The sequence below is a fragment of the Halapricum desulfuricans genome, assembly GCF_017094525.1.
GTDB classification, from domain to species: domain Archaea; phylum Halobacteriota; class Halobacteria; order Halobacteriales; family Haloarculaceae; genus Halapricum; species Halapricum desulfuricans.
On sequence record NZ_CP064788.1, the window covers coordinates 701,836 to 726,129 of the forward strand.

Below are 24,294 nucleotides of genomic sequence, written 5' to 3' on the forward strand. Positions count from 1 at the left end.
GCGCCGTAGGCGCGAGGAAACCCGAGGGAGTAAAAAGTGGTTGTGGAGGAGGCGGTCGGAGACTAGCATACGCGCCGAAGGCGCGTTTCACTCGGCTGAGCGGAGCGAAGCCGAGGTCGTTTTTCCCCACGTTTTTGCGACCGAGTGGTTCCCGCAGCGAGCGAAGCGAGCGAGGAAACCCGAGGGAGTAAAAAGTGGTTGTCTAGGGCCGAGGCGCCTGCTCGTATTTGACCATCTTCTCGGGTTTGTCGGAGATAGTCTCGTACATCCGCTGGAGGGTGTCCTCGGCGGCGAGCAGGTTGTGTGCCTCGAGGAACTCCCGGCCGTCTGCAGTGAGGCCGTAGAACTTCCAGGGGTAGCCCTGCTGGCGCTGGTCGTCTTCCAGTGCGACCTCTTTGACGATGCCGGCGTCGATCAGCTTCTGGACGTGCTTGTAGACGGTCGCCTCGCTCACGCTGGGGTTGAGCTGCTCGAGTTCGTACATCGAGGGAAGCTGCTCGGGGTGTTGCAGGATGTTGGTGACCAGCGCGAACCGCGTCTGCTGGGTGACGAAGTGGACGAGTTCGCGGGATCCCATCCCCGACGCGGTTTCCAGTTCGGTGCTCATACGTCGTCGTATGTGCTCCGGCGGCAAGTAGTTTACCTCCGAGTAAATTACTCTGGAGTGAACTGAACGCTCGAACGGCACACCTCTGCCATAAAATATATCGCGCGACTCGGTGAAAAAGCGTCCATGTCCGATTCGGTGCCGCCCGTCCCCGAAGACGTCCTCACCAGTGCCATGGACCGACTCGAAGACGAAGAGATTTCGCTGGCGGACAACGAGGAAATCCTCCACGCGCTGAGCGAACTGACGCCGGTCTACGAGAACGATCGGTCGTACTTCGTGCTCGGAAACTACGACCGAGAGCCGATCCGACGGCTGAATTTGGTGGTCGATCGGCTCAACCGCCGTCAGGACGCCTACGCGTTCCGGATGGTCGATATCCGCGGCGAGTGGGACAACAGCATCCAGAAGTTCTGTTTGATCGCCGATATCGTGACGTATCTCGTCGGCGTCGCCGAGAAAGAGCCCAGCGATTTCCTCGTCGAACAGGGGCTGCTCGTCGGGACGACCGAGTATTTCTCCAAGAGCCACGTGCTCAAGCGGGAGTACGAGGACGCGCACCCATTCGGCTGGATGCAAGACGGCGTCTTTGAACTGTTCGACCGGGAAGGACGGCTGTATCGCTGGCAGACCGAAGAGGACCTCGTCGACGTGAGCGAGACGCTCCCGTGAAACTGGACGGTCGACCGTGCCCTAGCAGAGACGATCAGACGCTAGCATACGCGCCGAAGGCGCGTTTCACTCGACCGAACGCAGTGAGGTCGAGGTCGTTTTTCCCCAAGTTTTTACGAGGAGTGGTGCCCGCAGGGCCGCAGGCCCGAGGACACCCGACGAAGTAAAAAGTGGTACTGTACGGGTTGACCGACGAGGAAATCGAAGTCGTGGAAGAGGCAGTCGGCGACTAGCATACGGCGCGAACGGAGTGAGCGCCGTTTCACCGGACGCGAACGAACGAAGTGAGTGAGTCGTCCGGGTCGTTTTTCCCCAAGTTTTTGCGACTGAGCGGTTCCCGCAGCGCCGTAGGCGCGAGGAAACCCGAGGGAGTAAAAAGTGGGTTTACTTGAACGCGCTCGCGACCAAAAGCGGGAAGACGAGCGTCGCCTCGGCCTCGACGAGCGTGTAGTTGGTTTCCTCGTCCTCCTTGATCTTGCCCCAGGAGACTGCCTCGCTGGGTGGTGCGCCGGACAGCGACCCGTCGCCCTCCATCCCGGTCGAGATGTAGACGACGTGGTCCGCGCCGCCACGGAAGAGGTTCGTCATGATCGCGTGGTGTTTCGGTACGCCAGCGCCGACCGCGATCAGTCCGGTCTGGTCGGCCAGCAGGCCGTCCTCGATGAGCGAATCGTAGTCGTCGAGGATCTCGATGCCGACCTCCGAGTCGTAGGCCTGCCGGTAGTAGTACAGGAAGTTGCCGACCTCGGCGTCGGTCAGCGCCGGACAGTAGACCGGGACGTCGTTGTCCGCGGCCTGCTTGAGCACCGAGTCCTCGTCGTCGAGGGTTTCGCCCAGCTCGCGCGCGAACTCGGTCGGCGTCCGGATCTTCTCCTCGGCGAAGAAGTCGTCGAAGAAGTCATAGAGGTACTCCTCGAGCCAGACGTACCGGTCCGAGGGAACGAAGATGTTGCCGAGGCGGTTGATCCCCTGCTCGCGAAGCTGTGCCTCGTCGGCCTCCCACTCGCCCATCTTGAAGGGTTTGGCCGTCTTGATGACGTCCTCGGTCAGCGATCCGGAGGTCGTGATGACGACGTCGACGTATCCCTCGCGGATCAGGTACGCGACGGTCTCACGTAGCCCCGAAGAGATAATGTTCGAGGTGAAGGTGAGATAGATCTCGGCGTCTTCTTCCTGCATGCGCTCGGTGATGTCGATCGCTTCGGCGAGTTGGGTCGCCTGAAACCCGGTCGTCGCGTAGGCGTCCATCATCGCTTCGAAGTCGAACTCCCCGCGGAAGTCGTAGCCGCGAACGTCCGGGGTGTCCAGTTCCTCGTCGCTCCCCGGAACGACGTTGTCGCGTGTCTCGTCGGCGTCCATGCGAGCGTCTACTCCGGGGAGCGGTTTGAATACCTCGAAATCGATCGGTCCCTCTTGCGGGACAACCGTTAGGTGACTCCCCGACGAGCAGAGGGATATGACCGACGCCGCGACGCTCGCCGAGCGCGTCAGGGCGGGCGAACTTCGACTGTACGAACTCGAAGATCATGCCGACGCCGACACTGCTGCCGCGGCTCGCAGACTGCTCCTCGCGGCGGAACCGGGCGTCGACCTCGAAACGATCGGCGAGTACGCGTTCCCAGCCGAGCGCGCCGAGTCGAACGTCGAGAACATGATCGGCGCGACGCAGGTCCCGCTGGGCGTCGCCGGACCGCTCCCCGTCGACGGCGAGGCCGCGAGCGGATCCGTCTATCTGCCGCTGGCGACGACGGAAGGCGCGCTGGTCGCGAGTGTCAATCGGGGCGCTGGCGCGATCCGGGCGGCGGGCGGCGCGTCGACGACTGTCCTGCAACGCGGGATGACCCGCGCACCCGTCTTCGAGACGAGCGACGTCCGCGAGGCCGCCGCTGTCGCCGACTGGGTTCGAGGGAGCCTCGATCGGCTGGCCGACGCCGCGGAGTCGACGACCAGCCACGGCGAGCTTCGCGAGGCGACGCCTTACGTCGTCGGCGACAGCGTCTTCGTCCGGTTCGTCTACGACACCAAGGACGCCATGGGGATGAACATGGCCACGATCGCGACCCGGGCGGCTGCCGACGTGATCGAATCGGAAACGCCGGCCTCGATGGTGGCTGTCTCGGGGAACCTCTGTACCGACAAGAAGCCGGCCGGGATCAACGCTATCGAGGGTCGCGGCCGGTCGGTCGCCGCCGACGTCGTCCTCCCGGCGGACGCGACCGAGGACCGTTTCGGGACGACACCCGAGGCGATCGCCGAAGTCAACACGCGCAAGAACCTGCTCGGCAGCGCCAAGGCCGCCAGCCTGGGGTTCAACGCTCACGTCGCCAACGTCGTCGGCGCGGCCTTTCTCGCGCTCGGACAGGACGTCGCCCAGGTCGTCGAGGGCGCACACGCTATCACGAGCGTCGAAGCCCGCGAAGACGGCCTGTACGTGTCGGTGACACTCCCGGCGCTGGCAGTCGGGACTGTCGGCGGCGGGACGGGACTCCCGACCCAGTCGGAAGCGCTCGAGATTATCGGGCTCGCGGGCGGTGGCGACCCGCCGGGGACGAACGGCGACGCGCTCGCGGAAGTGCTCGCGGCGGGCGCGCTGGCCGGCGAACTATCGCTCTTGGGTGCGCTCGCGGGCCGCCATCTCGCGAGTGCCCACGCCGAACACGGTCGGTGACTGCAGTCATCGCGATTGCCGTCTGTCGATTCTGTGCCGATCGCACGCCGTCGTACGGTCGCACCGGGAAATCGGTACAACGGCCACTATCACTCCGGCGCCGACAGACCGAAACTCTCGGTGACGAGGACCGTCCCGCCGAACGCCAGTCCGGGCACGCCCAGCAGGAACGCGGTGATCGACGGGGAAACGAAAAACGACAGCCCGAACGTGACCGCGCCCGTGCCAGCGATCAATTCTCCGTATCCGCGGGCGCGTGCACCGGCTCGCAGATGATCGATCCCGACGGCGCTGAAACCGGCACCGAACAGCCCCCTGGCGGTGACGTCGAGATCGACGCCGGCGACGGTCGGCGGCCCGACCAGCCCGGCCGCGACGATGACAGCCCCGGCCAGGACACCGACGACATCGCTAGCGAGGTCGAGCCGGGGGCGCGCCGCTCATGATTCGAGTTCGTCGGCGGGCTGTTGGTCGGATTCGAGAACCCCGACCGCGATCGCGAGCTGATAGATCCCGGCGGCCAGCAGGAACAGCCCGGCCGTGACGGCGAACAGCCGGCTCGACTCGCCGTAAGGTGCGAGCAACGCCAGCACGATCGCGGAGCCGGAGACGAGGTGTGCTGCACCGCGTCTCGGGACGCCGAGCGCGACGTTGTCGTACAGGCCGGCGACGCCGAACGCGAACGCGACGACCACGAGCACGACGACTGCGAGCGACTGATCGAGCAGGTCGATCCGGCCGGTCGCACCCACGACCAGCAGTGCCAGGCCGAACAGGAACCCGACAACGCCGGCTCCGGTGCCGAAGACGAGGTCGCGTCCGTCCGCAGGGAGGGAAGACGCCATTATCGGGTATTCACTCCCGACATATTTCAAACTAGGTAGCGAGGCGGATTCCCCGCCCTTCCGAAAACCGTAGGTTTTCGGCTTTCGCAAATCTTCGATTTGCGTCAACACCGTGGGCGGGGTTGAAGCCGACACTCGTTGCCACAAACCACCAACTATTAAGTACCTCTACTGTCTATTGAAACCTGTGGCAGACGACTACCTGAGACGCACCGCAATCACCCGTCCCATCCTCACCGACGAGCAACAGAACTTGCTCGATACCACCATCAGCGAGTGGAAAACTGCCTGTAACATCAGCAGTCACATCGGATGGAAACACGGTGAAACGCGGAAAACCTACCTCCAAGACCTCGCCTACGACACGGTGATGGAGGAAACCTGTCTCGGGAGTCAGCACGCAATTCTCGCCGCTCATCAGGCCGCAGCCGCACTTGATGGTGTCGAAGCAATCGAAGACCTTGACGAACACTACAAAACGTCTCAACCAGGGTTCACTAGCAATACGGTGAAATACGACACTCGGACGATGACGTTGTTCGATGACGGGTCTGTGTCGCTTTCCACCGTCGATGGTCGGATTCGGTGTGACCTGAACCTGCCAGACAACGAAGACGGGTATCAACACGAATACCTCAACGATGACGAGTGGGAGGTAACAGAGTCTACACTGTCAAAGCGTGATGGCGAATACTACCTGCACCTCGGTTTCCGAAAGGAAAAGCCCGAAAAGCAAGTTGACGTGCAAGGTGACGATGAGGACAGGACAGTTCTCGGTGTTGACCTCGGCATCGTCAACATCGCCACCACCAGCACAGCATACTTCGCCTCTGGCAGAGAACTCAGGCACCAGCATCGAGAGTTCGAGCGGATTCGCGGCAACCTTCAGCAGACTGGGACACAATCCGCCCATCGGACGATACAGCAGATGAGCGGTAGAGAATCACGGTATCTTCGTGACCAACTCCATCAAGTTGCGAACCAGATTCTCGAAGAAGCACGTACTCATGGTTGCGAGTACATCGCGTTTGAGAATCTGAAACACATCCGGAAGCGTGCGCCGCCCGTCAAAGAGTTTCACCAGTGGGCGCACCGACAACTCGTTGACCTCGTGGAGTACAAGGCCGAAGCCGAAGGGATTAGTGTCAAGTTTGTAGACCCGAAGAACACGAGTCGGCGATGTCCCGAGTGTGGTCATACGAGTGAGGGGAACCGAGTGCGACAGGCGGAGTTTGAGTGTGAGTCGTGTGGTGCAACTCAGAATGCAGATTACGTGGGTGCGAAGAATGTTGGGTGGCGGTACGTCCGTCGCGGCCTACAGTCGTCGCGGCGGACGGGCGACAGTCAACTCGCCCTGAAGTCAGGAATAGTGACGCCAAATCGGGGATTTGTCCCGTCCGACTAACCACGCGGTCGGCAGAGGCCGAGTTCACTGACAAGCCATTCAAGCCCCGTGCCACCGTGCGCGGGGTGGCAGTTGACGGTTGATGGACAGTGTCGACAGCGCTCGAGTCTTCTATGCCGGCGGTACGCCGCCTCGACGCCGGCTAGAGCCGCCGGTAGGCGCCGTCCGACGCCGTGATCTCGCCGGCCCGACGCAGTTTCTCCAGCGTGCGATCGACGTAGTCCTCGGTGATGCCCCGCTCCCGTGCGTACGCGACGATCTCGTCTCTGGTCGGCTCGTCGAGTTCGACCAGCGCGTCGGTCACAGTCTCCTGGCGACTGCGAGAACCGCCGACTCCCTGTTCGGCTCGATCGCCCGCCTGTGTAGCGGCCTCGGGATCGACGCCCGACGATTCCAGATAGGTTTCGTCGTCGATCCCCGCCTCGTCCAGCCGGGCGGCCATGCTCGCGAAGTCATCGAGGTCGGCGAACACCTCGCCCATCTCCTGGCGCTCGGCCAGCATCGCCGCCCGGGCCTGTTTCGCCCGGTCGGGGTCGTCGGTCGTGACGAACTGCTTGAGTCGATCGAACCGCTTTCGAGTGCCGCACCGGGGACACCGGGTCGTCTCCGGTCGCCCCTCGACGACCCACAGCGCGCTACACTCGCTGCACCCGACGACAGCGTACATATCAGGGAATACGCCCCCGAAGGCAAGAAGGTGCCGCCAGACACCGACGGGGGCCTCGCGAACGCTTTTCCCGAGTGGCGATGATATATTGTGTGTGGCGTTACCCAGGATCGATTCCGGACGCTCGGCACCCGCCCGGCTGATCGACGTGTCTGAACTGCGACGAGAGACGAGATCGCGTTGGCGTCGGAGCGTTGACCGGGGGTGGCGCTGACGTGGCTGCGACGTTCTACGCGCTGGCCGTGCTGGCGACGCTGGCCGGGATCGGGATGGCCTGGGCGCTGGGGGCAAACAGCAACTCCCCGCCGTTCGCCCCGGCGATCGGTGCCAGCGCCATTTCGACGATGCGCGCGGCGTTCGTCATCGGGATTCTCGCGGCCCTCGGCGCGGTCGCGCAGGGTGGCGCGATCTCCGAGACCGTCGGGACGGACCTGATAAACGGCGTCTCGATCACGCCGCTGGCCGCGACTGCGGGACTGCTGACCGCGGCGGGGTTCATGGGTTTCGGCGTTTATACCGGCTATCCCGTGCCGGCGGCGTTCGCCACGACCGGCGCGATGGTCGGCGTCGGACTGTCGCTCGGCGGCGATCCGGCCGTCGAGACCTACCGGCAACTCGGCCGGTTCTGGCTGCTCGTCCCGCCGGTCTCGGGCGGGATCGCCTACGCGACCGCCACCCTGCTCCGGCGGGACGACATCCCGGAGACGGTCGGCGTCCCGTTGCTGGCGGCCGTCGTCGCCGCTATCGTCGCGAACATTCAGCTCGGAGTCGTTCCGTCCCCGCCCGGCGCTGACCAGAACTCGATCGCCGGATTCGTCTCGATGGTCGTGGCGTTGCCGACAGTCGGCGGCGTCGGTCCAGTGCAGGTCCTTGTGACGATCGCGTTCGCAGTGCTCGGGTTCGTCGCGATCCGCCGTCGGACCCAGCGGTCCGTCGAGAAGGGGATCCGGACGTTTCTGGTCGTGCTGGGCAGCATCGTCGCCTTCTCCAGCGGCGGCAGTCAGGTCGGCCTCGCGACCGGCCCGCTACAGGCACTGTTCGTTGACGATCTCGGTCTGCCGGTGATCGTCCTGCTGTCGATCGGTGCCGTCGGGATCCTCGCCGGCGCGTGGATGGGTGCCCCGCGTCTGTTGCAGGCGACCTCGCGGGAGTATGCACAGCTCGGTGTCAGGCGATCGATCGCCGCGCTCGTCCCCGGCTTCGTCATCGCACAGACCGCGATCGCGCTGGGGATCCCGATCTCGTTCAACAACATCATCATCTCGGGCGTGATCGGGGGCGGACTCGCCGCCGGGTCCGCGGGCGTCTCCCGGCGGAAGATCGGCGTCACCGTCCTCTTCTGGATTCTCACGCTCGGGACGTCGGTGGCCGTCGGATACGGCATCTACACCGTCTTTTCGACGGTGCTCGGCGTTCAGTGATCGGTTCCGGCCGCACCGTAACGCGACCCCGACGCTGTTTCCGGCCGTATCGGTCACTTCGTCACCCGGGTGAGAACGCTCCCAAGCGTGAGATAGATCGGTCGCAGCAGGTAGTTGAACAGCCCGAGCAGGCCGACGACCGCACCCAGCGTCTGCAACTCGGCCGGCGTCACGCCGGCGAACGCGACGAGCACGAGCGCGGCGACCGCCGCCCCGACCCAGACGGTTTCGAAGTGCAACTGCAGCCACGGTACCGGCGCGAGCGTGCGGATCGCCTCGCGAGCGAGAAACGCCAGCACGGTCAGACCGACCGCAACGACCGCGAGCGCCAGCGACGCGCCGAAGCCGGCGAACGCGGGCGCGAGCAGCACGGCGGCGGCGACAAGCGCGATCGCGGTGGTCGCGCCGGTCACGCGCTCGATTCGGTCGTGCATGCCGGGGTCTTGTTCGGACGGGGCGAAACACGTTTCGGTCCGCGCCGTCCGTTCGAGCCGCCTCAGTCACGAGTGAAACGACGCGACGATCAGTCGTCGGCGGGTATCGCGCTCGAGGTCGCGCCGTAATCGGATCCGGCGCTAACTTTCTCGACGTTGTCGACGACGTACTTCACCACGAGGAACGAGAACAGGTACTTCGCGACGATGTCGAAGGCGCTGTAGCCCCAGGAGGTGAGCCCGACCGACTCGATGACCGCCAGTCCCTCGTTGCCGAGCGCCCACCAGATCGTGTACCCGAACCACAGCACGACCGTCAGTATCTTCAGGGTGTTGAAAATGTCTGCCGTGCCGGCCTGTCTGGCGTCCTCGGGCCACTCGAACAGCAGGATGTAGACGACCACGAGGAAGAACGTGACGCTGATCCCGTACCAGGCCCACCGCATCGGGTAGGAGGACGTGGTCAGCGCGGCGGCCAGCCCGGTGATCATGATGCCGATGTCGAAGACGATCGCCGTGAAGATCTTCGTGAGGTTCGACCCGGCGATCAGGCCGAGCGCGAGCAGGATGAACGGCGTCGAGAACGCCCACGTCAGGTACCGACCCCAGAGGCTGACCGTGCCATCGACTTCTTCTCCACTGTGGGCCAGCTCTGTCGTCGTCTCGTACATCGCGTGGCCCTCCGGCATCTCAAGGATTCCGATCGTCAGTCCCGACGCGAGTCCGGTGTAGCTGGCGATCGAAACGGCCGACACCCCCATCACGGAGACGACGATCAGTTTGGCGCGCGGATCAGTCAGGCTGCGCGCCATATACACGAACAACAGCAACGTCAGCCCCGCGAGCGCGATGTTGACGTAGATCGAACTCCCGAGGAGGGGGTCGTTGAGTACGTGTTTGAACATGTCCTGTTGGGATACCTGCGCGACGACGGTCGCGGTAGTTTGTGACATGACTACATTGTAGTTACCACCGTATCGTCCCTATATCCTGTACCAAACTGGTTTGGGAACCGACCAGTCACGGGAGCAGAGCGACGCAACGGTTCGGCTCGGTCTGTCGGAGGCTCGTCTCGGCGTTCGTTCGTTATCTGTCGGCCGTACCACTGCCTCGAAACGGGCGTGTCGACGATTCCGCAACTACTTTGCGCGCTGGACACGCGCTCACGAATATGCAACTCGCCGGTATGGCATCCAATCGCGGCCGCAACCTGCTGAACATCGCCGACCGCGCTCCGGGTGGGGTGGAGTTCGCCGTCGTCCTCTCGAACGACCCCGACGCGCCGGTCCTCGAACAGGCCCGAGAACGCGGTATTCCGACCGAAGTCGTCCCGAAAGACGGGGACGAAACCCGCCGCGAACACGAATTGCGGGTCGAAGAAGCCCTCGAAGCGTACGAGTTCGACCTCGTTACCATGGACGGGTACATGCGGATCCTCACCGAGGCGTTCGTCGAGGGCCAGCCGACGATCCTCAACGTCCATCCGTCGCTGCTGCCCGCGTTCCCGGGGATGGACGCCCACGAGCAGGTCCTGGAGGCGGGCGTGAGACAGACCGGCTGTACCGTCCACGTCGTCGACGAGACCGTCGACGGCGGGCCGATCGTCACCCAGGAACCGGTTCCCGTCTTCGAGGGCGACGACGTTGATGACCTCAAAGAGCGCGTCCTCTCTCGGGGCGAGTTTAGAGCCTACCCGCGTGCAGTGCGGTGGTTCGCCGAGGACCGCGTGACCGTCGACCGCGAGGCCGGCACGGTCAGCGTCGAGGGCGACGAGGAGGGGACGTTTCCGGCTCGCCGGGTCAGTAGCGAGGACCGCGCCGCCGACCTGCGCTACGGGGAGAACCCCCATCAGGACGCCGCGCTGTATGCCGACCCGACCTGCGAGGAGGCCAGTGTCGTCCACGCGCCGCAACGCAACGAGGGCGCGAAGGGCATGGGATACAACAATTACAACGACGCCGACGCCGCGCTGAACATCGTCAAGGAGTTCGACGAGCCCGCGTGTGCGGTCATCAAGCACACTAACCCCGCCGGTGCGGCGGTCGCGGATTCGATCAGCGAGGCGTACGCCGACGCGCTCTCGACGGATCCCAAGAGCACGTTCGGCGGGATCGTCGCTCTCAATCGCGAGTGTGACGCCGCAACGGCGGAACAGATCGTCGAGTCGTTCAAGGAGGTCGTCGTCGCGCCGGGTTACACCGACGACGCGCTGGAAACGCTCTTCGAGAAGGACAACCTCCGGGTGCTGGACGTGAGCGACCGGTTCGAGACCACGGAGACGCTGACCGAGAAGAATCTGGTCGGCGGGCGACTCGTTCAGGAGCGCGACCTGCAGTCGCTGTCCCCCGACGATCTGGAGGTCGTCACCGACCGGGTTCCGACCGACGAGCAGATCGAGTCGATGCTGTTCGCCTGGCAGACGATCAAGCATGTCAAGTCCAACGCGATCCTCTTCGCGAAAGGCACAGAGACCGTCGGCGTCGGGGCCGGACAGGTCTCGCGGGTCGACGCCGTCGAAATCGCCAAGATGAAAGCCGAAAGCGATGCCGAGGGCAAGGACGCCGAGGGTGCGGTGATGGCCTCAGACGCCTTCTTCCCGTTCCCGGACGGGATCGAGGCCGCCGCAGAGGCCGGCATCGAGGCGGTCATCCAGCCCGGCGGCTCGGTCAACGACGACGACGTCATCGAGACGGCCGACGAACTCGGGATGACGATGGTCATGACCGGGACGCGGTGCTTTAGGCACGATTGAGGCTCGGCTACTGACCGGACGAAGCAAACGTTGAAAAGGGGGACGACGTAACGAGTGGGACATGACGGATACAGACCAGCAGCGCCGGATCCACGACCTGGAGGCGACGCTTCGGGTCGGTAAGGGCGGTGTCGACTCGGTCGCCGACGAACTGGCGTCGCAACTCGAGACGAGCGACCTCGTGAAAGTCAAGTTCCTGCGGTCGGCCCGCGGCGGCACGACCAGCGAGCAACTGGCCGAGGAACTCGCCGAACGCACGAACGCCGAGGTCGTCCAGACCCGGGGCCACACGGCCGTATTCCAGCGATGATCCCGCTGCAGGTCGTCTCCGAGTTCCTGATCGACGCCGGTCTCGAGGCGTCGATAGCCAACCCGCTGGGATCGCTGCTCACGTTCGTCCTCGTGTTCGCCGTGCTGTACTGGGGCGGCAAGGCGGTCGTGTTACCGATGGTGAGTCGCGTCCTCCGCAAGCGGGGACTGGACGAACACGCCCGGACGCCGATCCGGAAGATGGTCGCGATCCTCGTGCTTTTCGCCGCGATCGCCGTCGCGTTCGGGATGGCCGGCTACGGCAACTTCCTGACGTCACTGGCGACTATCGCCGCCGCCGCGACGCTGGCGATCGGGTTCGCCATGCAGGACGTCATCGCGAACTTCGTCGCCGGCGTGTTCATCTACACCGACAAGCCGTTCCGCATCGGCGACTGGATCGAGTGGGACGGCAACGCCGGCGTCGTCGAGGATATCAGCCTGCGAGTGACCCGCGTGCGGACCTTCGACAACGAACTGCTGACGGTACCGAACTCGAATCTGACCAGCGGCGTTATCAAAAACCCCGTTGCCAAAGACCAGCTGCGCCTGCAGTTCCTCTTCGGTATCGGCTACGGCGACGACATCGACAAAGCGACCGAGATCATCATCGAGGAGGCAGAAAAGCACGACGAGATCCTCGACGATCCCGCGCCCTCGGTCCGGCTGACCGAACTGGGCGATTCCTCGGTCGGACTCAAGTCCCGCGTCTGGATCGCCGACCCGGGCCGCGGTGACTTCGTCAAGACGAAAAGCGAGTACGTTCAGTCCGTCAAAGAGCGGTTCGACGAGGAAGATATCGATATCCCCTACCCGAACCGCACCATCGGCGGGTCGCTGGACGTCGAGGGCTACGAGGCCGTCGCCGAGAGCTAGAGCCGCGACCGATCGTTTTTTCCGACCGGCGCTAGTCCTCCGACTGCGCTGGCGGCTCGCGCGAGACGATCGATCCCAGCACGTCCCGGCGATCGGCGACTTCCCGGTAGAGGTGCTCGCGAACCCGGGTGTAATCCTCGAACTGGTCGAGAAAGCGGGCGAGCGGGGCGAGATCGTCACCGAGATCAGTCCGGACGAACCCCTGTTCCATCGCCGCGCCACAGGAGTAGACGGCGTCGCCGACGATCAGGTGGGCACAGTTCTCGTAGTCGGCGGGCAGGCGCTCGCGCGTCCGTTCGTCGAGGTCCGAAAAGCCGATCAGTTCGACGTCCGACCGCTCGGCGACGAACTCCGCTGCCCACGTGCAGAACCCGCACGCGTCGTCGTAGATCAGGGTCGCATCTGTCATACTCCTCCCTAGGACCGCTGGGGACTAAATAACTCCTTGGTGGTGCAGGACAAAGAAGAGAGCATGGGAGGAAAAACCATTCACACTGCGAGATTGCGGCCGTCCGTGGCGAGTACCGTCCCGGCATCGAGAGCGCGCCTCACCAGCACGACGAGAGGGCTAGAGAGCCATGTTCGCGGATCGGACTGACGCCGGTCGTCGGCTCGCCGGCGCGGTCGTGGACGCCGGCGTCGAGGCCGACGTGGTGCTTGCGATCCCGCGTGGCGGGTTACCGGTCGGGCGCGTCGTCGGGGACCGGCTCGGCGTTCCGCTGGATGTCGTCGCGGCGCGGAAACTCGGGGCCCCGGGCAATCCCGAACTCGCGATCGGTGCCGTCGCCAGCGACGGGACCGCGTGGTTGAACGACTCGCTGATCGACGACCTCGGCGTCGCGGACCGATACGTCAGCGAGCAACTCGAGCGCGAACAACGGCGAGCGCGGGAGAAAATCGACCGCTACCGCGGCGGTCGTCCGCCGCTCGACCTGCGGGCAAAGCGCGTGCTCGTCGTCGACGACGGCGTCGCGACGGGCGCGACGACGACCGCGTGTCTCAGACAGATCGCCGACGCGGGCGCAGACAGCGTCGTACTGGCCGTGCCGGTCGCTCCGCTCGGGACCCTCGAGCGGCTGCGCACCGAAGCCGACGACGTGATCTGTGTCGACGCTCCATCGGATTTCCGTGCTGTCGGGCAGTTCTACGCGACGTTCGATCAGGTATCGGACGAACAGGCCCGGTCGTATCTCGGTGATACGTAGCTGGACGACAGGGCGAGTCGCCTGTAGCCCGACTTCGACGATCCCGATCCTACTGCTCGTCTTCGCGCTCTCGATCGCTTTCGGCTTCTTGCTCCTGTTCGCGCTCCTCGTCAAGTTCGCGTTCCCGCTGTCGCTTCTCTTCGTCGTGGCCCTTCTTGTCACGGCCTCGTTTCGTGTCGGCCATTCCTAGCAATACGTTATCATGGGGCATAACAGTGCCGACTCGATACGGAGCAAGTGCGTCGACCGAAACCGTCAGGTTGTTTCCCCGCATCAGTACCGCGTATGTACGACGCGGTCGTCTTCGACAACGACGGCGTGCTCCTGGAGTTGACGGGCATGCCGCCCCACTACGAGGGCGCGCGGGACGCGTTCGCCGCCGTCGGTGTCGATGACCCTGCCGAAGAAGACGTCGAGGCGATGAGCATTGGCGTCACGGTCCCTGATCTCCTGAAGGTCTGTGAGCGCTACGACCTCGATCCCGAGACGTTCTGGCGCGCTCGCGACCGCGAGATCGCCCGCCAGCAGCAGACGGAGATGCGCGCCGGTCGCAAGGAACCGTACGACGACATCGAGGCCCTTTCGGCGCTCGACCTACCGCTGGGTGTCGTCAGTTCGAATCAGGACGCGACCGTCGAGTTCGCCTTCGAGTACTTCGACCTCGATCGACACTTCCAGACTGTCTACGGCCGTCCGCCGACCGTCGAGAGTCTCCGCCGGAAGAAGCCCGAGCCCTACTACATCGAACAGGCGCTGTCGGACCTCGGCACCCGTGACGCGCTGTACGTGGGCGACAGCGAGACCGACGTTCAGGCGGCCCACGCCGCGGGGATCGACGCCGCCTTCGTCAGGCGTTCACACCGTGCCGACCTCGAGCTGTCGTCCACTCCCGACTACGAGGTCGAGGGGCTCGACGAGGTGGCCGAGCTGATCGTGGCCGGTTCGGCCAGTGATTGATCGGTGTCAGTGCCAGCGATTGATCGTTATCGTCGCCGCTTGCGGTCGCTGTCGAAGTCGATGTCTAGTTCGTCCAGTTTCGCCTCCCACTCGGCGCGTTTCTCCTGGTGGTCTTCGAGGAAGGCTTCCATCAGTTCGGCGGCCTGTTCCTTGCAGCCGCCACAGAGGCGTTCACCGTTGACACACTCCTCGTAGACCTCGGTGGCGAACTCGTCGTCGTCGCCGGAGAGCAGGTACGCGTACAGTTCGTAGACCGGGCACTCGTCGGCTTTCCCGCCGAGCTCGCGCTGCTCTTCGGCCGTCTCGCGCCCGCCCGTGGTGGCGGCTCTGACCTTGTCGTAGCCCTCGGAGGGGTCGTCGAGTAGCGAGATATGACTCGCAGGGATCGACGAGGACATCTTGCCGCCGGTGAGGCCGGTCATGAACCGATGATAGATCGAGGACGGCGACAGGAAGCCGTAGCCGCCGTGGTCGATCTCGACCTGCCGGGCGAGTTCCTCGGCTTCCGCACGGGCGAGATCGAACGCATCGACGTGGGCCTCGTAGACGCGCTTCTCGCCGTCGATGGCCTCAATCAGCGCGTCGAAGGCCTCGTCGGTCGCGTTGCGATCGAGGAACCGCGTCCGCGGCCGAAGTGGCTCCTTGCCCGCCTCCTTGAGCATCATGATGACCGAATCCGTGGTGGTCGCGTTCGGATCGGTCGCGTCGGGGTCGCGCTCGTTTTCGAGATAGCGGGCGGCGTCCCCACAGCGGATCGTCTCGTCGGGGTGGCGCTCGCTGAGAGCGTCGTAGGCTTCGGCGATGATCGCCCGCTCGTCGGGGTCGGCCTCGAAGCTCGCGAACGCCTCGGTCACCTTGAAGTAGCGCATCCGTGCCGCGAGATCGCGCGCCAGCCGCATGTGCGGGTCCTGATCGGGGCCGACCGGGATCACCGTGGGCTTGGGCTCCTCGAGCTGGGGGTAGAGGATGTCGGCCATCTGCGTGACGACGCTCTGCATGTGACTGACGTCGGTCTCGCCGTCGAAGTCGTAGATCGCCTGCAGCTCCGAGAAGTTGGCCTTCGCGCCCAGTTCGAACCCCAGGTCCTGTACCTCCCGGTTGTCCGACTGGCGGTAGAGTTCGCCTTCCTCGGGATCAAAGCCCAGCGCGAGCAGCGAGAGGACGTAGTTGCGCGCGTGCTCGTCGATCTCCTCCCAGGAGAGTTCGCGGGCAGCGTGCGCTTCCAGGTCGGCGATCAGCCCGTAGGCGTCGCCACCCTGCTGTTGATGCCAGATGATCTCGTCGAAGACCAGCTTGTGGCCGATGTGGGGGTCGCCGGTCGGCATGAACCCCGACAGCGCGGCGAACGGCTCGTCGTTGCGCATCGCCTCGGCGACGGGCCGGTAGTCGCGGTGGCCGAAGATGACGCCCCTGCGCATCAGGTAGTGGGGGTTCGGCACCTCCGGCAGGACCGCCTCGAAGGACTCGATGCCGAACTGCTCGAACAGCTTGCGGTAGTCGTCGACGGTCGCTGAACCCCACGGGTCGAGGGTCACGTCGTCGGCACCGGCCGCCGCGCCGCCGTCAGTTTGCGGTCGTCGATTGTCTGTCGGTTCGTCGTCGGGGTCTGAATCTCGCGTCATTGTGTCGTATCTGGTGTCGTAGTCGTCGTCTCGAAGCCATCTGGCCGAGAAAGCGGAGGGAGCATCGCCGGCCGCGGCGGCGGGTTAGGCCCGCCGGCCGACGGCCGCGAGACTGTCCACTCCCGGGCCACGCCAGCGCCAGTCCGTGGAAGTGGACGCCATATGCGGTAAATATGCCAAGTGAGACTTATGTGTTCCGGGTCGGTTCGGGACCGCCACTCTGTCCGCGCGATCGCAGAACTATCCCGAAAAACGATCCCCTTCCGGCCGCAGTCTTGCGGTTTCCACAGGACTTTTCTTCGGGCGTTCGTTAGCGGGCGGTCAATCCATGACCCGAGACAGTCGTCGCCGCTTCGATGCACAGACGAGCCCGGAATCACCAACGGGAGCAGGCCCATAGATGCCCGTTGCTGCGCATCTCGATAACGACCGTTTCGCAAGCGATCACGGAACCACCGTGTCACTGATCCTGCGCTTTTGATCACCGATGAGTGCGACCCGACCCCAACGCCTCCAGAAGTCGTTTCTGAAGTATCAGCACGTGTTCGTGTTCGCAGCGCCGGCGCTGTTCGTGTTGCTGGTCGTGTTCGCCGCCCCGACAGACGGGAGCGGCGGCTTGGGCTACTGGCTGGAATACTGGTGGTTGTTCCCCTTCTTCCTGCTCGGGGCGATCACCGTCAACACCGTCGGTATCAGCGGTTCGGCGCTGTTCGTGCCGTTCCTGATCTTCGTGTTCCCGCTGCTGGCGTTCCCGCTCGAACCGGAGACGATCGTGAAGGTCGGGCTGATCAGCGAGTCGTTCGGCCTGTCGAGTTCGTCCATCGCGTTCATCCAGTACGGGCTGGTCGATCGACGGCTCGCGCTCACGATCGTCGCCGGGAGCGTGCCCTTCGTCATCGGTGGTGCGCTCCTGTCGTTTTTCATCCCGGAACCGCTCTTCCACGCGGCGCTCGGTGCGGCGCTGCTGACGGCCGGGTATCTCATGCTCAAGGCCGATCTCGGACACGGAGAGCCCGCAGACGGGAGCCCGGACGTCTCCGCCGACGGCGGCACGCCGGCGGACCTCCCGGACGACGACGGCAAACTCGGCCCTGCTGGCGTCGAGACGTCGTCCGAGGGGGAAGTCACTCGCGTCGACCGCGAGGGCGACACCTACCGGTACTCCTGGTCCGGGTATCTCGAACGGTTTGCAAACTACAGCGTCGGCGGGACCTTCCAGGGGTTGGCCGGGTTCGGTAGCGGGGAACTCGGGATCATCTCCCAGCTCCGAACGGACGTCCCACCTCGGGTCGCGATCGGGACGAATCACATCATCGTCGCGACGACGGCGATACTCGCGTCGCTCGTCCACGTGTTCGCCGGGAGCGTCCTGCCCGGCGTCCACTCACTGACGCTCGCGTCGACGCCCTGGAACATGGTCGTGTTCACCGTCCCGGCGACGGTCACCGGCGGCCAGATCGCGCCGTACGTTTCGAACGCGCTCGACACGGGGACGATCCAGAAGGGGGTCGCTGTCCTGTTCGCCCTCATTTCGACGGCACTGTTCCTGATGGCCGGGGGTGGCGGCGTGTGACTCGGCCAAACGACAACCGTCAGGAGCACGAAGGGAGCGACGAGATGTATCAGGACATCCTGCTGCCGACCGACGGGAGCGACAGCGTGGAGCGGATCGCCGAACACGCCGGTTCGCTGGCGCGCCAGTACGACGCGACGGTCCACGTCCTGTCGGTCGTCGACACGCGCAACCGGTTCGAGGGCCCGTCGATGGGGCTGGGCTCCGACGCCTGGGAGGACGCCGAACGGGAACGAGCACGAGAGGCCGTCGAAGACGCCGCCGGTGCTCTCCCGGACGACGTGTCGGCCGACCGGTCCGTCGAATCCGGCGTCCCGCACGCGGCCGTTCTGGAGTACGTCGAGACGACCGACGTCGACGTCGTCGTGATGGGGACACACGGTCGCACGGGGATCGACCACTACCTCATCGGCTCCGTCGCCGAACGGGTGGTCCGCCGGTCGCCGGTCCCGGTCCTGACCGTGCGGATCGGCGACGCGTAGTCGCTCCGCGTCGCTCGCGTTCCCTTCACTTTCACCGCGCTCGCCGAACGCTTAACCTCGCGCGCACCGAAGCGGGGACCGAATGGCGGCGACCCAGGCGACGATCGACCGGCCCCTGATCGAGGACGGCGTCCTCGAAGAGCGACGCTACCAGCTCGAGCTCGCCGAATCGGCGGCGAGCGCCCACACGCTGGTCTGTCTGCCGACCGGACTGGGCAAGACGACGATCTCGCTTCTGGTGACAGCTCGGCGGCTGCACCAGGTCGGCGGCACCGCGCTGTTGCTCGCGCCGACCAAGCCGCTGGTCTCCCAGCACGCCGACTTCTACCGGGAAGCGCTCGCGATCCCCGACGAGGAGATTGTCGTGTTCACCGGCGAAGTCCGGCCCGAGGACCGCGCCGAACTGTTCGGTGACGCCCGCGTCGTCGTCGCGACTCCGCAGGTCGTCGAGAACGATCTGGTCGGCAACCGGATCTCGCTGGCCGACGTGACACACGTCACCTTCGACGAGTGCCACCGTGCGACCGGCGACTACGCCTACACGTACATCGCCGAGCGCTACCATGAACAGGCAGACGATCCACTGGCGACGGGGATGAGCGCCTCGCCCGGCGACGACGAGGAGTCGATCCTTGAGGTGTGTGAGAACCTCGGCCTGCGCGAGGTCGAGGTGATGACCGACGAGGACAGCGACGTCGCGGAGTACACCCACCGCACAGACGTCGACTGGAAGCGGATCGAACTCCCCGAGCCGGTCGTCGAGATTCGCGACGCCCTCCACGAGGTCATTCAGGAGCGACTGACCGAGTTGAAGGAACTGGGCGTGACCGGCAAGACCCAGCCCGACATGTCCGAGCGGGAGATCCACGAGATCCAGGGCAAACTGCAGGAGCTGATGAACAACGACCAGAGCGAGGGGTATCAGGGGATGAGCCTGCTCGCGGAGGTGCGGAAACTGCGGACCGCGGTGACCTACGCCGAGACCCAGAGCGTCGAGTCGCTGTGCCGGTACTTCGAGCGCCAGCGCAACGCCGCCCGCGCGTCGGGCTCCTCGAAGGCCAGCCAGCGTCTGGTGAGCGATCCCCGGGTTCGCGAGGCGATGCGCAAGGCCGAGAACTTCGACGACCTGCACCCGAAGTTCCGCCGGACGCGGATGTTGCTGGCCGAGACGCTCGGCATCGAGGACGGCGAGCGCGTCATCGTCTTCACCGAGTCCCGCGACACCGCCGAGACGCTGACGGACTTCCTGAGCGAGCACTTCGCGACCGAGAAGTTCGTCGGCCAGAGCGACACGGAGGGCTCGGACGGGATGACCCAGAACGAGCAACAGGCAACGCTCGATCGGTTCCGCGCCGGCGAGTTCGAGGTGCTGGTCTCGACCTCGGTGGCCGAGGAGGGGCTTGACGTACCGGAAGTCGATCTCGTGCTCTTCTACGAACCTGTCCCGACGGCGATCCGGGCGATCCAGCGCAAGGGCCGGACCGGCCGCCAGACTGAAGGACGAGTGGTCGTGCTCATCGCGGAGGACACCCGCGACGAGGCCTACTTCTGGAAGGCCCGCCAGGACGAGAAGCGGATGTACCAGGAGCTGGAGTCGCTGAAGTCGATGACCGGTGAGATCGAGGCCGAACTCTCACAGGCGTCGGTCGAGGAGTTCGAGACAGCCGGCGAGAGTGACGCGAACGCGGCCGACGGCGGGGAGACCACCCCGGCAGACGACGGCGGGCGCGACGAACCGTCTTCCGACGAGGCAACGCGGGGAGAGTCGGAGCCGACGGGACCGACCGGAGACGATCAGGGCGCGGACGGCCAGACCGGCCTGGACGCCTTCGCGGGAGAGGAAGCGGGCGGTGACGACGGGAGCACCGACCCCGACCGGACCGACGACGGAGAAGCGGGCTCCGGACGGACCGACGACGACTCCGACGGGACCGTCGCCGAGGCCGGTTCCGGGATCGACGAGACCGTCGAAATCGTCGTCGACCAGCGCGAACTGGACGCGACGATCGCCCGCGACCTCTCGAAACGCGAGGGGATCGAGACGCGCCTGGAGACGCTTGCAGTCGGCGACTACGTCGTCTCCGACCGGGTCGTCGTCGAGCGCAAGACCGTCAGCGACTTCCTGGACACTCTGACCGGCGGGGACCGGTCGCTGTTCGAGCAGGTCAAAGACGGCGCGCGCTACTACGACCGGCCGGTCGTGATCATCGAGGGCGACGGGCTGTACGGCGAGCGCAACGTCCACCCCAACGCGATCCGGGGGGCGCTGGCCTCGCTGGCTGTCGACTTCGGGGCGAGCGTCGTCCGGACCGACGACGAGGACGACACCGCTGCGATGCTCGAGGTGCTTGCCACGCGCGAACAGGAGGCGGCCGACCGCGCCGTCAGCGCCCACGGTGAGAAGCAAGCGAAGACGCTCCCGGAACAGCAGGAGTACGTCGTCGCCTCGATCGCCGACGTCGGCCCGGTGACCGCCCAGTCGCTGCTGGCACACTTCGGCAGCGTCGAGGCGGCGCTAACTGCCGATCGCGACGAGCTGCAGGACGTCGAGGGCGTCGGCGAGGTGACCGCCGAACGGATCCGCGAGGTCGTCGCAAGCGAGTACGACCCCCGGTAGTCGCTCGATCGCACCGTTCAGCGCGCCCGATGACAGTAGGCTTTTGAGCACGGAACGCACACCTCGGGGTATGTTCGGAGGCGGCGGAGGCGGTCTGAACCCGCGGAAGATGGAACAGATGATGGAGCAAATGGGCATCGATATGGAGGATATCGACGCCGAGGAGGTAATTATCCGCACCAGCGACGAAGAGCTGGTGTTCACCGACGCCGAGGTCCAGCTGATGGAGGCCCAGGGACAGAAGACCTACCAGGTCGTCGGCGAACCCGAAAGGCGCGCACGCGGCGAAGGCGGGGCCGATAGTGCCGAGAGCAACGCGAGCGCGGGCGACGACAACTTCGACGCCCAGGACGTCGAGATCGTCGCCCAGCGCGGCGGCGTCAGCGAGGACGAGGCGCGCGAGGCGCTCGAAGCGAATGACGGGGACCTCGCGGCGGCAGTCGCCGACTTGGAATAGTGGCGGTCCTGCTCGTCAGGGAAGACCGGGAGTACCTCGTCGATCCCGGTCAGCGACTGGAGACGGATCTGGGGATCATCGAGGTGCCGGACGACCCCGAACCCGGCGACGTCGTCGAGTCACATCTGGGCGAGACGTTCCGGGTGCAGACGCTGCGCGGCCCAGACCTGTTCGAACACTTCGAACGGACGGGCGCGCCGATGATGCCTCGTGACATCGGGCTCGTGATGGGGCTGACCGGCGTCGGCTCGGGCGATCGCGTGCTCGATGCCGGGACCGGAACCGGCGTTCTCGTGGCCTATCTCGGCCGGGCCGGTGCCGAGGTGACGACGTTCGAGCGCGACCCCGAGTTCGCCGAGGTCGCGCGTGAGAACGTGGCGCTGGCCGGACTCGAGGACCGAATCGAGGTGCGGACGGGCGATCTGACCGACCACCTCGAGGAGCTCGCGGGCGGATCGTTCGACGTGCTCACGCTCGATACCGAGGACGCGCCGGCAGTCGTCGAGCGCGCCCCGACGCTCGTGGGCCGTGGCGGGTTCGTGGCCGTCTACTCGCCGTTCGTTGAGTCGAGCCGGGAGGCCGTCGCGGCCGCCCGCGAGGTCGGACTGACCGCGATCGAGACCTTGGAGACGATCCAGCGGGAGATGGACTTCGACGACCGGGGCTCGCGCCCCTCGACGGCCGGCGTCGGGCACACGGGCTATCTGACGATCGCCCGGCGACCGTGAACCTGCGGCTACTCGCCGACCGTCCGGATCAGCTCGAACAGCTCGGTCCGGAACGCGCCGGGGTCGGTCTCCAGGTCGATCCCCAGCACGTCGCCGAGATCGACCGCGGGATACGCGCCGCCGGCGACGTAAAACGTGCCGTCGTGGCTCCAGATTCCGACCCAGCCCTTGACCGGCAGGTCCGCCGGCCCGTCGGCACAGTCCAGCGAGTCTCGCGCCCGATAGCCGGTTAGCCCCGCACGCTCGCCGGAGCGAACCCGCAGCTCCTCGCGGCGGCTCTCTGAGACGTCGGTGAAGCCGCGCTCGCGCAGTCGGTCGGCGAACCCGTCACGGACCCGCGAGCGGACGATCCGGGCGACCATCGACGGGATCGATCCCGGGGGCGACGGCGAGAGGCCGAGTCGCGTCACGAAGAAAAACCGCCAGGGCCGGTCGCAGCCGGTCGCGTCGGTAACGCGCTCGCGCAGTCGCTCGTCGCCGTAGACGACGGTGTGGCCGTGGACGGTGACGACCGGGAGGCGAGCCAGCACTCGCTGTTCGGACTCGATCCGTGCCCAGCCGCCGTCGTGGAGGCGATCGACGGGATGGGCAGGTTCGGGGACCGTCACGTCAGTGGTCGTCTTCGCGCCACTTGTGGCCGCACTCGGTGCAGGTGAAAAACCGCGTCTCGGACTCGTCGGCCGACCGGATCTGCTTCATCTCCCAGAAGGCGCGGTCGTTGCCACACTCCGGACAGTGGGCCTCCGTCGTCGGACCCATGTCCTCGGAACTGACCTCGCTGGTGTCGACGACTTCGCTCTCCTGTTGGCCCTGCGTGGTGACTGCCTTCCGTTCAGTGGCCTCGCTGCGTGGCTTCTCCGCACCACAGTTCGAACAGACCCACTTGTCACCCTCCGTTTTCATCATCGATCCGCATTCGTCGCAAAATTCCATATCGTCGGATATGGCGACTGAGGAACTTAAGTACCGTGTTTCTCCGCAAACCGACCCGCGGTATCGTTGTCGTGGTGTGCCGAGAATCGCCAGACAGCAGCCGATCGGACCGAAACCACCGTTACAGGACGACAGCACTACCGGACGTTCGAGTCCCAGTGCTCGCAGGGCTCCATGTCGTCCATGTAGCGGCCGTCGTGACCGCAGTAGGGAGCGATCCCGTCGTCGGTACGGACGTAACTGAACTGCTCGCAGTTGCCGCAGTACCGGTCGGGCTGTCCGCGGACGGTGACCGAATCCAGGAAGGCGTCGTCGGCCGTCGCGGCCCCGGCACCGTCGCTGGCCGGCTGGCCGGACTGGGGCCGATTGGTCTGGGTCTGGACCTCGCCGTCGGGCGTCGAGCCGAAGAACCCGATGCCGCCGAGGCCCTGCTCGGGCGTCGACTCCTCGATGAGCCTGATACGGCCCGCTTCGGTCACTTCCATGCGGGCGGTTCCGCCGGGCTGTTTGCGCGTCTCGAAGGTCGCGACCGCGAGGAACAGACACCACGCCGTCGTCAGCAGGCCGGCGACGTAGACGAGCGTCGTCGCGAGCGTCAGCGTCGCACTGGGATCGGCCGCGCCGAGCCACTGATCGGGATAGGTGTGTGCGAACAGCGCGACGCCGAAGACGGTGACGCTCGCGCCGATGACCGCCGCCGCTCGTGTCGACTGACTCGCCGGCAGGACGACGAACCCGCCGAGCATGGCGGCGGGAGCGCCGACGCCAGCGAGGATACCCGCGACTTTGCGCGCCTCGTAGAGGCCGAGTCCGAGCGACTCGCTCAGCCCCGTCGTGGCGACGACGATGCCCGCGACGACGAGCGCGGCACCGGCGACGAACAGCCCGACACCCAGAGACAGCCGCCGGGAGCTCGCGACCGCCCCCCGTTCCTCGTAGACATCTGTGAGGCTGGTCATGCGGAACTGTACGGCGAGTACCATCAAAACTACCCGTCAGACACACGGCAGACGGCAGGGTCGATCGCGCCCGGGCAGACGGGACGCTCGAGTCCCTCTCGACTC

28 protein-coding genes are annotated in these 24,294 nt (G+C 65.5%); 15 read left to right on the plus strand and 13 right to left on the minus strand.

The genetic code is table 11. The annotated features are described in order from the left end of the window. Nucleotides 1–202: 202 nt before the first annotated feature. Nucleotides 203–607, minus strand: coding sequence for a helix-turn-helix transcriptional regulator (locus HSR122_RS03560; protein ID WP_229111315.1), 405 nt, complete (start codon nucleotides 605–607; stop codon nucleotides 203–205). A gap of 126 nt (nucleotides 608–733) precedes the next feature. Here HSR122_RS03560 and HSR122_RS03565 point away from each other — a divergent pair, with 126 nt between their 5' ends. After that, the gene (locus tag HSR122_RS03565) at nucleotides 734–1,279 is read left to right on the plus strand and encodes a hypothetical protein (protein ID WP_229111316.1); all 546 of its coding nucleotides are present in this window, start codon (nucleotides 734–736) and stop codon (nucleotides 1,277–1,279) included. Between the two features lie 384 nt (nucleotides 1,280–1,663). On the opposite strand, the gene HSR122_RS03570 is transcribed toward HSR122_RS03565, so the two are convergent. Beyond that, nucleotides 1,664–2,638 carry a deoxyhypusine synthase gene (locus HSR122_RS03570; protein ID WP_229111317.1) on the minus strand — a complete coding sequence of 325 codons (975 nt, stop codon included), beginning with the start codon at nucleotides 2,636–2,638 and terminating at the stop codon, nucleotides 1,664–1,666. 97 nt (nucleotides 2,639–2,735) lie between these two features. Between HSR122_RS03570 and hmgA the strand changes: the two genes are divergently transcribed. Next, nucleotides 2,736–3,947 (plus strand): hydroxymethylglutaryl-CoA reductase (NADPH), encoded by a 1,212-nt coding sequence (gene hmgA / locus HSR122_RS03575; RefSeq protein WP_229111318.1) that lies wholly within the window; start codon nucleotides 2,736–2,738, stop codon nucleotides 3,945–3,947. 89 nt (nucleotides 3,948–4,036) lie between these two features. Here the strand turns inward: hmgA and HSR122_RS03580 are convergent, their stop codons facing one another. After that, nucleotides 4,037–4,183, minus strand: coding sequence for a hypothetical protein (locus tag HSR122_RS03580; RefSeq protein ID WP_229111319.1), 147 nt, complete (start codon nucleotides 4,181–4,183; stop codon nucleotides 4,037–4,039). Nucleotides 4,184–4,219: 36 nt separating this feature from the next. Between HSR122_RS03580 and HSR122_RS03585 the strand changes: the two genes are divergently transcribed. Further along, complete coding sequence (locus HSR122_RS03585) at nucleotides 4,220–4,393, plus strand: hypothetical protein (protein ID WP_229111320.1); 174 nt, start codon at nucleotides 4,220–4,222, stop codon at nucleotides 4,391–4,393. On the opposite strand, the gene HSR122_RS03590 is transcribed toward HSR122_RS03585, so the two are convergent. Continuing rightward, nucleotides 4,388–4,792: a hypothetical protein gene (locus tag HSR122_RS03590; RefSeq protein WP_229111321.1), complete on the minus strand. Its 405-nt coding sequence runs from the start codon at nucleotides 4,790–4,792 to the stop codon at nucleotides 4,388–4,390. The genes HSR122_RS03585 and HSR122_RS03590 overlap by 6 nt on opposite strands. Before the next feature lie 187 nt (nucleotides 4,793–4,979). On the opposite strand from HSR122_RS03590, the gene HSR122_RS03595 reads away from it, so the two are divergent. Next, complete coding sequence (locus tag HSR122_RS03595; protein WP_229111322.1) at nucleotides 4,980–6,197, plus strand: RNA-guided endonuclease InsQ/TnpB family protein; 1,218 nt, start codon at nucleotides 4,980–4,982, stop codon at nucleotides 6,195–6,197. 142 nt (nucleotides 6,198–6,339) lie between these two features. On the opposite strand, the gene HSR122_RS03600 is transcribed toward HSR122_RS03595, so the two are convergent. Next, nucleotides 6,340–6,864, minus strand: a complete 525-nt coding sequence (locus HSR122_RS03600) for a DUF5817 domain-containing protein (RefSeq protein WP_229111323.1) — start codon at nucleotides 6,862–6,864, stop codon at nucleotides 6,340–6,342. Nucleotides 6,865–7,133: 269 nt separating this feature from the next. Between HSR122_RS03600 and HSR122_RS03605 the strand changes: the two genes are divergently transcribed. Beyond that, nucleotides 7,134–8,285, plus strand: a complete 1,152-nt coding sequence (locus HSR122_RS03605; protein WP_229112174.1) for an inorganic phosphate transporter — start codon at nucleotides 7,134–7,136, stop codon at nucleotides 8,283–8,285. A gap of 53 nt (nucleotides 8,286–8,338) precedes the next feature. Here HSR122_RS03605 and HSR122_RS03610 read toward each other — a convergent pair whose 3' ends face one another. Together HSR122_RS03610 and HSR122_RS03615 are read right to left on the minus strand one after the other, a co-directional pair. Continuing rightward, nucleotides 8,339–8,719, minus strand: coding sequence for a hypothetical protein (locus HSR122_RS03610; RefSeq protein ID WP_229111324.1), 381 nt, complete (start codon nucleotides 8,717–8,719; stop codon nucleotides 8,339–8,341). A gap of 89 nt (nucleotides 8,720–8,808) precedes the next feature. Then, complete coding sequence (locus HSR122_RS03615) at nucleotides 8,809–9,672, minus strand: bacteriorhodopsin (protein ID WP_229111325.1); 864 nt, start codon at nucleotides 9,670–9,672, stop codon at nucleotides 8,809–8,811. A gap of 218 nt (nucleotides 9,673–9,890) precedes the next feature. On the opposite strand from HSR122_RS03615, the gene purH reads away from it, so the two are divergent. The 3 genes from purH to HSR122_RS03630 all read left to right on the plus strand — a co-directional run bounded on the left by purH (nucleotide 9,891) and on the right by HSR122_RS03630 (nucleotide 12,656). Next, on the plus strand, nucleotides 9,891–11,471 hold the full coding sequence (gene purH / locus HSR122_RS03620) for a bifunctional phosphoribosylaminoimidazolecarboxamide formyltransferase/IMP cyclohydrolase (RefSeq protein WP_229111326.1): 1,581 nt from the start codon (nucleotides 9,891–9,893) through the stop codon (nucleotides 11,469–11,471). Between the two features lie 61 nt (nucleotides 11,472–11,532). Continuing rightward, on the plus strand, nucleotides 11,533–11,781 hold the full coding sequence (locus tag HSR122_RS03625) for a YhbY family RNA-binding protein (protein WP_229111327.1): 249 nt from the start codon (nucleotides 11,533–11,535) through the stop codon (nucleotides 11,779–11,781). Continuing rightward, complete coding sequence (locus HSR122_RS03630; RefSeq protein ID WP_229111328.1) at nucleotides 11,778–12,656, plus strand: mechanosensitive ion channel family protein; 879 nt, start codon at nucleotides 11,778–11,780, stop codon at nucleotides 12,654–12,656. The genes HSR122_RS03625 and HSR122_RS03630 overlap by 4 nt, the downstream gene beginning before the upstream one ends. A gap of 31 nt (nucleotides 12,657–12,687) precedes the next feature. Here HSR122_RS03630 and HSR122_RS03635 read toward each other — a convergent pair whose 3' ends face one another. Continuing rightward, on the minus strand, nucleotides 12,688–13,065 hold the full coding sequence (locus HSR122_RS03635) for a DCC1-like thiol-disulfide oxidoreductase family protein (RefSeq protein WP_229111329.1): 378 nt from the start codon (nucleotides 13,063–13,065) through the stop codon (nucleotides 12,688–12,690). 169 nt (nucleotides 13,066–13,234) lie between these two features. Here HSR122_RS03635 and HSR122_RS03640 point away from each other — a divergent pair, with 169 nt between their 5' ends. After that, nucleotides 13,235–13,861, plus strand: a complete 627-nt coding sequence (locus HSR122_RS03640) for a phosphoribosyltransferase (RefSeq protein WP_229111330.1) — start codon at nucleotides 13,235–13,237, stop codon at nucleotides 13,859–13,861. 49 nt (nucleotides 13,862–13,910) lie between these two features. On the opposite strand, the gene HSR122_RS14885 is transcribed toward HSR122_RS03640, so the two are convergent. Continuing rightward, on the minus strand, nucleotides 13,911–14,045 hold the full coding sequence (locus HSR122_RS14885; protein ID WP_267491217.1) for a hypothetical protein: 135 nt from the start codon (nucleotides 14,043–14,045) through the stop codon (nucleotides 13,911–13,913). Nucleotides 14,046–14,146: 101 nt separating this feature from the next. Here HSR122_RS14885 and HSR122_RS03645 point away from each other — a divergent pair, with 101 nt between their 5' ends. Further along, entirely contained in the window at nucleotides 14,147–14,818 is a 672-nt protein-coding gene (locus tag HSR122_RS03645) for an HAD family hydrolase (protein WP_229111331.1), read from the plus strand. Between the two features lie 26 nt (nucleotides 14,819–14,844). Here the strand turns inward: HSR122_RS03645 and HSR122_RS03650 are convergent, their stop codons facing one another. Continuing rightward, nucleotides 14,845–16,440, minus strand: coding sequence for a tryptophan--tRNA ligase (locus tag HSR122_RS03650; RefSeq protein ID WP_229111332.1), 1,596 nt, complete (start codon nucleotides 16,438–16,440; stop codon nucleotides 14,845–14,847). 487 nt (nucleotides 16,441–16,927) lie between these two features. Here HSR122_RS03650 and HSR122_RS03655 point away from each other — a divergent pair, with 487 nt between their 5' ends. The 5 genes from HSR122_RS03655 to HSR122_RS03675 all read left to right on the plus strand — a co-directional run bounded on the left by HSR122_RS03655 (nucleotide 16,928) and on the right by HSR122_RS03675 (nucleotide 22,297). Next, nucleotides 16,928–18,013, plus strand: a complete 1,086-nt coding sequence (locus HSR122_RS03655; RefSeq protein WP_229111333.1) for a sulfite exporter TauE/SafE family protein — start codon at nucleotides 16,928–16,930, stop codon at nucleotides 18,011–18,013. 44 nt (nucleotides 18,014–18,057) lie between these two features. Next, nucleotides 18,058–18,495: a universal stress protein gene (locus HSR122_RS03660; protein WP_229112175.1), complete on the plus strand. Its 438-nt coding sequence runs from the start codon at nucleotides 18,058–18,060 to the stop codon at nucleotides 18,493–18,495. A gap of 82 nt (nucleotides 18,496–18,577) precedes the next feature. Then, nucleotides 18,578–21,112: a DEAD/DEAH box helicase gene (locus HSR122_RS03665; RefSeq protein ID WP_229111334.1), complete on the plus strand. Its 2,535-nt coding sequence runs from the start codon at nucleotides 18,578–18,580 to the stop codon at nucleotides 21,110–21,112. 70 nt (nucleotides 21,113–21,182) lie between these two features. Continuing rightward, complete coding sequence (locus HSR122_RS03670; protein ID WP_229111335.1) at nucleotides 21,183–21,569, plus strand: nascent polypeptide-associated complex protein; 387 nt, start codon at nucleotides 21,183–21,185, stop codon at nucleotides 21,567–21,569. After that, nucleotides 21,569–22,297, plus strand: coding sequence for a tRNA (adenine-N1)-methyltransferase (locus HSR122_RS03675; RefSeq protein WP_229111336.1), 729 nt, complete (start codon nucleotides 21,569–21,571; stop codon nucleotides 22,295–22,297). The genes HSR122_RS03670 and HSR122_RS03675 overlap by 1 nt, the downstream gene beginning before the upstream one ends. 8 nt (nucleotides 22,298–22,305) lie before the next feature. On the opposite strand, the gene HSR122_RS03680 is transcribed toward HSR122_RS03675, so the two are convergent. The 3 genes from HSR122_RS03680 to HSR122_RS03690 form a co-directional block, all read right to left on the minus strand. Further along, nucleotides 22,306–22,905 (minus strand): hypothetical protein, encoded by a 600-nt coding sequence (locus HSR122_RS03680; RefSeq protein WP_229111337.1) that lies wholly within the window; start codon nucleotides 22,903–22,905, stop codon nucleotides 22,306–22,308. Nucleotide 22,906: 1 nt separating this feature from the next. Further along, the gene (locus tag HSR122_RS03685; protein ID WP_229111338.1) at nucleotides 22,907–23,230 is read right to left on the minus strand and encodes a transcription factor S; all 324 of its coding nucleotides are present in this window, start codon (nucleotides 23,228–23,230) and stop codon (nucleotides 22,907–22,909) included. A 137-nt stretch (nucleotides 23,231–23,367) separates the two neighbouring features. After that, entirely contained in the window at nucleotides 23,368–24,189 is an 822-nt protein-coding gene (locus tag HSR122_RS03690) for a DUF7139 domain-containing protein (protein ID WP_229111339.1), read from the minus strand. Nucleotides 24,190–24,294: the final 105 nt, after the last annotated feature.

What these genes read in the sequence shown, in the direction of transcription:
- HSR122_RS03560 (WP_229111315.1), bottom strand. Translation starts at nt 607, where the DNA reads ATGAGCACCGAACTGGAAACCGCGTCGGGGATGGGATCCCGCGAACTC.
- HSR122_RS03565 (WP_229111316.1), top strand. Translation starts at nt 734, where the DNA reads ATGTCCGATTCGGTGCCGCCCGTCCCCGAAGACGTCCTCACCAGTGCC.
- HSR122_RS03570 (WP_229111317.1), bottom strand. Translation starts at nt 2,638, where the DNA reads ATGGACGCCGACGAGACACGCGACAACGTCGTTCCGGGGAGCGACGAG.
- hmgA (WP_229111318.1), top strand. Translation starts at nt 2,736, where the DNA reads ATGACCGACGCCGCGACGCTCGCCGAGCGCGTCAGGGCGGGCGAACTT.
- HSR122_RS03585 (WP_229111320.1), top strand. Translation starts at nt 4,220, where the DNA reads ATGATCGATCCCGACGGCGCTGAAACCGGCACCGAACAGCCCCCTGGC.
- HSR122_RS03590 (WP_229111321.1), bottom strand. Translation starts at nt 4,792, where the DNA reads ATGGCGTCTTCCCTCCCTGCGGACGGACGCGACCTCGTCTTCGGCACC.
- HSR122_RS03600 (WP_229111323.1), bottom strand. Translation starts at nt 6,864, where the DNA reads ATGTACGCTGTCGTCGGGTGCAGCGAGTGTAGCGCGCTGTGGGTCGTC.
- HSR122_RS03605 (WP_229112174.1), top strand. Translation starts at nt 7,134, where the DNA reads ATGGCCTGGGCGCTGGGGGCAAACAGCAACTCCCCGCCGTTCGCCCCG.
- HSR122_RS03610 (WP_229111324.1), bottom strand. Translation starts at nt 8,719, where the DNA reads ATGCACGACCGAATCGAGCGCGTGACCGGCGCGACCACCGCGATCGCG.
- HSR122_RS03615 (WP_229111325.1), bottom strand. Translation starts at nt 9,672, where the DNA reads ATGTCACAAACTACCGCGACCGTCGTCGCGCAGGTATCCCAACAGGAC.
- purH (WP_229111326.1), top strand. Translation starts at nt 9,891, where the DNA reads ATGCAACTCGCCGGTATGGCATCCAATCGCGGCCGCAACCTGCTGAAC.
- HSR122_RS03625 (WP_229111327.1), top strand. Translation starts at nt 11,533, where the DNA reads ATGACGGATACAGACCAGCAGCGCCGGATCCACGACCTGGAGGCGACG.
- HSR122_RS03630 (WP_229111328.1), top strand. Translation starts at nt 11,778, where the DNA reads ATGATCCCGCTGCAGGTCGTCTCCGAGTTCCTGATCGACGCCGGTCTC.
- HSR122_RS03635 (WP_229111329.1), bottom strand. Translation starts at nt 13,065, where the DNA reads ATGACAGATGCGACCCTGATCTACGACGACGCGTGCGGGTTCTGCACG.
- HSR122_RS03640 (WP_229111330.1), top strand. Translation starts at nt 13,235, where the DNA reads ATGTTCGCGGATCGGACTGACGCCGGTCGTCGGCTCGCCGGCGCGGTC.
- HSR122_RS14885 (WP_267491217.1), bottom strand. Translation starts at nt 14,045, where the DNA reads ATGGCCGACACGAAACGAGGCCGTGACAAGAAGGGCCACGACGAAGAG.
- HSR122_RS03645 (WP_229111331.1), top strand. Translation starts at nt 14,147, where the DNA reads ATGTACGACGCGGTCGTCTTCGACAACGACGGCGTGCTCCTGGAGTTG.
- HSR122_RS03650 (WP_229111332.1), bottom strand. Translation starts at nt 16,440, where the DNA reads ATGACGCGAGATTCAGACCCCGACGACGAACCGACAGACAATCGACGA.
- HSR122_RS03655 (WP_229111333.1), top strand. Translation starts at nt 16,928, where the DNA reads ATGAGTGCGACCCGACCCCAACGCCTCCAGAAGTCGTTTCTGAAGTAT.
- HSR122_RS03660 (WP_229112175.1), top strand. Translation starts at nt 18,058, where the DNA reads ATGTATCAGGACATCCTGCTGCCGACCGACGGGAGCGACAGCGTGGAG.
- HSR122_RS03665 (WP_229111334.1), top strand. Translation starts at nt 18,578, where the DNA reads ATGGCGGCGACCCAGGCGACGATCGACCGGCCCCTGATCGAGGACGGC.
- HSR122_RS03670 (WP_229111335.1), top strand. Translation starts at nt 21,183, where the DNA reads ATGTTCGGAGGCGGCGGAGGCGGTCTGAACCCGCGGAAGATGGAACAG.
- HSR122_RS03685 (WP_229111338.1), bottom strand. Translation starts at nt 23,230, where the DNA reads ATGGAATTTTGCGACGAATGCGGATCGATGATGAAAACGGAGGGTGAC.
- HSR122_RS03690 (WP_229111339.1), bottom strand. Translation starts at nt 24,189, where the DNA reads ATGACCAGCCTCACAGATGTCTACGAGGAACGGGGGGCGGTCGCGAGC.